The organism is Streptomyces sp. 8L (assembly GCF_020176795.1).
GTDB lineage: Bacteria > Actinomycetota > Actinomycetes > Streptomycetales > Streptomycetaceae > Streptomyces.
The window spans coordinates 1-3,632 of record NZ_JAIUKE010000466.1 but is presented as its reverse complement, the minus strand read 5'-3'; the positions used below and the strand labels follow the sequence as shown (position 1 = coordinate 3,632).

Genomic DNA, 3,632 nt, shown 5'->3' with positions numbered 1-3,632 from the left:
GCCTCGGGGGGCAGGGGAGCCCTCGCCGAAGTGCGGCCGGCCGCGGGGGGGGGGCCGGGGGGCGGGTCCGTCAGCGGGTCGGCCAGGCCTCCCACGACCGCCTCGAACGCGTCCTCATCGTCCTCTGGAGCCCCCTGCGGCTCGTACGAGGCGCCGGTCTCGCCTTCGTGTTCGGGGCGGAGTGCGGTCACGCGACGACTGCCTTCCCCACCACCGGCGCCAGTCCGGCCGACCTGGCCACCGCGTCCGGATCGCCGCACCGGGCCAGCCAGTTGGCGAGCATCAGGTGGCCGTGCTCCGTCAGCACCGACTCCGGATGGAACTGGACGCCCTCCACGGCCAGTTCGCGGTGTTTCAGCCCCATCACGATGCCGTCGGGCGTGCGCGCCGTGACCTCGAGCTCCGGCGGGACCGTCGCGGGCCGCGCGGCGAGCGAGTGGTAGCGCGTCGCGGTGAACGGCGAGGGCAGCCCGGCGAAGACGCCCCGGCCTTCGTGGAGCACCGGCGAGGTCTTGCCGTGCAGCAGTTCGGGGGCGCGGTCCACGACACCGCCGTACGCGACGGCCATCGACTGCATGCCGAGGCAGACCCCGAAGACGGGCACGCCCGTCGCCGCGCAGTGACGCACCATCTCCACGCAGACACCGGCCTGTTCGGGGGTGCCGGGGCCGGGCGAGAGCAGGACGCCGTCGAAGCCGTCCTGGGCGTGGGCCGGCGTCACCTCGTCGTTGCGCAGCACCTCGCACTCGGCGCCCAACTGGTAGAGGTACTGGACGAGGTTGAAGACGAAGCTGTCGTAGTTGTCGACGACAAGAACGCGCGCGCTCATCCGGCGGCACCTCCCGATCCGCTGTCGACGGTCGCGTCGTTGAAGGGCAGCAGCGGCTCCGCCCACGGGAAGACGTACTGGAACAGCAGATACACGACGATCAGTGCCAGAACGATCGAAATGGCCGCACGCACCCACGTGTTGCCCGGCAGATGCCGCCAGAACCACCCGTACATGCCGTGCTCCCGCCCCTTCGGTCCCGGCCGCCCCGGGCGTAGCGCCCGTGTTCCGCTCGCACCAGACTAAACGGCGGCGGCGGCCCGTGGGCAGCGCATGGGTCAGCCGCCCGGGCGATTGCCGCTTGTGCTTCGTCACAGTGCTCGCAGCGGTGTTCGGGCGCCGCGCTCAGTCAGTTCACAGGCTTCGCATAGTGAAGATCCGTTGTGCCTGCGTAGCCGGGCAGTGTGGTGCGTCCGTCGTCGTGGACGCGCCAACCGAGGCCGTACGCCTGTACGTACAGCAGATAATTCTGGATCGACGGCTCGGCGTCGATCGCGTGGTGCAGTTTCGCCGGGTCGCCGATCGCGGTGATCTTGTACGGGGGCGAGTAGACGCGGCCCTGGAGGATCAGCGTGTTGCCGACGCAGCGCACGGCGCTCGTCGTGATCAGCCGCTGGTCCATGACGCGGATGCCGCGCGCCCCGCCCTTCCAGAGCGCGTTGACCACGGCCTGGAGGTCCTGCTGGTGGATGACGAGGTCGTTCGGCTGGGGCTCGGGGTAGCCGGGCGCCGCGGTGGCGCCCTGCGGGGCGTCGTCGAGGGTGACGCTGACGGCGTCGCCGGTGAGCGGCCGGGTCCCCGCGCCGTCCTCCAGCGCGCGCAGACGCGCGTCCTCGGCCGTGCCGGACCCGTCGTCGCGGCGGGCGAGCGCGTCGACGTCCCGGTGCACGGCTGCGGCCGACCGGTCCAGCGCCGCATTCTTCGCGCTGCGCTCCTGGACCAGGTCGGAGAGCTTCAGCAGGGAGGCGTCGGTGCGTATGTCCGTACCCTTGGCGGTGTTGAAACTCGTCACGAAGATGAGGCCCGCCAGGGCGAACACGGCGAGGGTGAGCAGCCGCACGGGCCTGGGCCGCCGGGCCGGCGCCGGCCGCGGGCCGGGCTCGTCCGGGGCTCGGGGGCCCGGGTCGGAATTGCTCAACGTACCCTTATCTCCTTCGGCGCCACGGAAGCACTACGCTAACGGAGCGCCTGGACAGGTCGCCCCGTCCCCCCGGTCCACGGCCCGCCGGCCGTTCAGTCCCCTGCGCGGTCACGCAGCACATCGACAGGAGAGTTCCTCGTGCCGAAGTCCCGTATCCGCAAGAAGGCGGATTTCACGCCGCCCCCCGCCGCCAAGAGCGCGACGGACATCAGGCTGTCCAACCGCAACTGGGTCGCCCCGGTCATGCTGGCGATGTTCCTCGTCGGCCTCGCCTGGATCGTCATGTACTACGTGACCGGCGGCGATCTGCCGGTCGACGCGCTCGGCAGCTGGAACATCGCGGTCGGCTTCGGCTTCATCGCCGCGGGGTTCGGGTTCTCCACCCAGTGGAAGTAACGAATCCGTCCCGGCCGTAACCCGGAGGCTACCCGGAGAGTTATCCACAGGCGTTTCCACAGCAGGGGAAAAGGTCTGAAGATCTGTGGATAACTTCGCGGGAGATTGACGCCGGTATGACCGGCGCTCCGGCCGCGGTACCGGCCTCACCACGCCGCCCGGTCGGCCCCCGGCGACCGGCCCGCACCGCACGCGTCCACCCTTCCCGCAGGTCACGTCGGGTACGGGCACCGGTTGACGTCGGCGGGAGCCGGGCCGCGGAGGACGAGGCGGCGCGTCGGGGGCCGGGGCCGGATCACACACCGCACGCACAAGATCCGGCACATGCTGTGGACAACACTGTGGGCAGAGGCGATCGGTAACGATCAGAACCCGCCCTGGGGCGCCTCGGACGCCTGGGACGCCTCAGGCACCTGGGGCGCTTCACGTACCTGGAACGCTTCATGCGCCTCAGGCGCCTCGTGCACCCCACGTATCCCCGGCGCCTCAAGCACCTCAGGTCAGCATGGACGTTCTGACCACGATCAGCACGATCGTCACCACGAGGACCCCGGCGCAGGTCGCCACCTGGACGAGATCGCGGTGTGCGCGCGGCGCGTGCACCATGCCGATCGCCATCAGCGCGCCCGCGACGAGACCGCCGATGTGCGCCTGCCAGGCGATGCCCGACCAGAAGAACGTGATGAACAGATTGATCGCCAGAAGGGCCAGCACCGGCCGCATGTCGTAGCGCAGCTTGCGTACGAGCACGGCCGTCGCGGCGAAGAGCCCGAAGATCGCGCCGGACGCCCCGAGCGACGCCTCCCCCGGCCCCGCGATCAGATACGTGAGCGCGCTGCCCGCGAGACCCGAGATCAGATAGAGCGCGGTGTAGCGGAGCCGGCCGAGGGCCGCCTCCAGCGGGGCGCCGATCCACCACAGGCTCAGCATGTTGAAGCCGATGTGGAAGATCTCCTGGTGGTCGAAGATCGACGTGAACAGCCGGTACCACTGGCCGTCCGCGACGCCGAAGCCCCACAGGGCGAGGTCGTTCGCGACCCCGCTGCCCGCCTGCGCGGCCAGGTACACGGCGATGTTGACGCCGATGAGGATCTGCGTGACCAGCCGCGTGTTCTGCCCGGGCCGCAGCGGGGCTCCCGCGACGGTGCGCGGCCGGTTGTCCGTGCGGCCCGGACCCGAGGGGGCCCCCGGCCCCCCGGGCGCCCGGGCGGGGGGGGGGGCGGGGGCGCCCGCCGCCGCCGGGGGGGGGGGCGGGGGGCCGGGCGG

5 protein-coding genes and 1 pseudogene are annotated in these 3,632 nt (G+C 71.4%); 1 reads left to right on the top strand and 5 read right to left on the bottom strand.

Annotated elements, in window-relative coordinates; translation table 11 throughout:
* The 4 genes and pseudogenes from LCE31_RS31225 to LCE31_RS31210 all read right to left on the bottom strand — a co-directional run.
* Positions 1–191: pseudogene (locus LCE31_RS31225) on the bottom strand (class E sortase); the annotation flags it as partial.
* On the bottom strand, positions 188–829 hold the full coding sequence (locus tag LCE31_RS31220; RefSeq protein WP_225020334.1) for an aminodeoxychorismate/anthranilate synthase component II: 642 nt from the start codon (positions 827–829) through the stop codon (positions 188–190). The gene LCE31_RS31220 and the pseudogene LCE31_RS31225, both read right to left, overlap by 4 nt.
* Positions 826–1,005, bottom strand: a complete 180-nt coding sequence (locus LCE31_RS31215) for a hypothetical protein (protein WP_225020332.1) — start codon at positions 1,003–1,005, stop codon at positions 826–828. Before LCE31_RS31215 ends, LCE31_RS31220 begins: the two co-directional genes overlap by 4 nt.
* Before the next feature lie 173 nt (positions 1,006–1,178).
* Positions 1,179–1,967, bottom strand: coding sequence for a DUF881 domain-containing protein (locus LCE31_RS31210; RefSeq protein ID WP_374118603.1), 789 nt, complete (start codon positions 1,965–1,967; stop codon positions 1,179–1,181).
* Between the two features lie 141 nt (positions 1,968–2,108).
* Between LCE31_RS31210 and crgA the strand changes: the two genes are divergently transcribed.
* The gene (gene crgA, locus LCE31_RS31205) at positions 2,109–2,366 is read left to right on the top strand and encodes a cell division protein CrgA (protein ID WP_225020331.1); all 258 of its coding nucleotides are present in this window, start codon (positions 2,109–2,111) and stop codon (positions 2,364–2,366) included.
* 495 nt (positions 2,367–2,861) lie between these two features.
* Here the strand turns inward: crgA and LCE31_RS31200 are convergent.
* The coding region (locus LCE31_RS31200; RefSeq protein WP_225020329.1) for a rhomboid family intramembrane serine protease at positions 2,862–3,632 on the bottom strand (771 nt) is incomplete at its 5' end.

What these genes read in the sequence shown, in the direction of transcription:
- LCE31_RS31220 (WP_225020334.1), bottom strand. Translation starts at nt 829, where the DNA reads ATGAGCGCGCGCGTTCTTGTCGTCGACAACTACGACAGCTTCGTCTTC.
- LCE31_RS31215 (WP_225020332.1), bottom strand. Translation starts at nt 1,005, where the DNA reads ATGTACGGGTGGTTCTGGCGGCATCTGCCGGGCAACACGTGGGTGCGT.